This window comes from Bacillus sp. SIMBA_005, from assembly GCF_046535585.1.
Taxonomy (GTDB): domain Bacteria; phylum Bacillota; class Bacilli; order Bacillales; family Bacillaceae; genus Bacillus; species Bacillus pumilus.
The window spans coordinates 1-230 of sequence record NZ_JAWRWI010001300.1; the positions used below are offsets into that span (position 1 = coordinate 1).

Here is a 230-nt window from a genome sequence, read left to right on the forward strand (position 1 = left end):
TCGGCATTTTCAATACGAAACTCAAATGTATTATCTCGAATGGTGTCTATTTGATAGCTAATCAGATTATCAATCCCAATATCTTTGCGCCCTTCCCAACGAAACAAATGTTTCCTGCGCAGTTGTCTGCCAAGTAGTAAATATAAAATAAATCCAGCTAATGGCAAGAAAAATAGGACAAGAATCCATGCCCATGTAGAACTAGCATCTTTACGCTCTAAAAATATAAT

The 230-nt window shown here is 35.7% G+C and carries 1 protein-coding gene; it reads right to left on the minus strand.

Translation table 11 applies throughout. The features are described from left to right. On the minus strand, nt 1–230 hold a 230-nt coding region (locus SB660_RS24275), incomplete at both ends, for a PLDc N-terminal domain-containing protein (protein ID WP_410585208.1).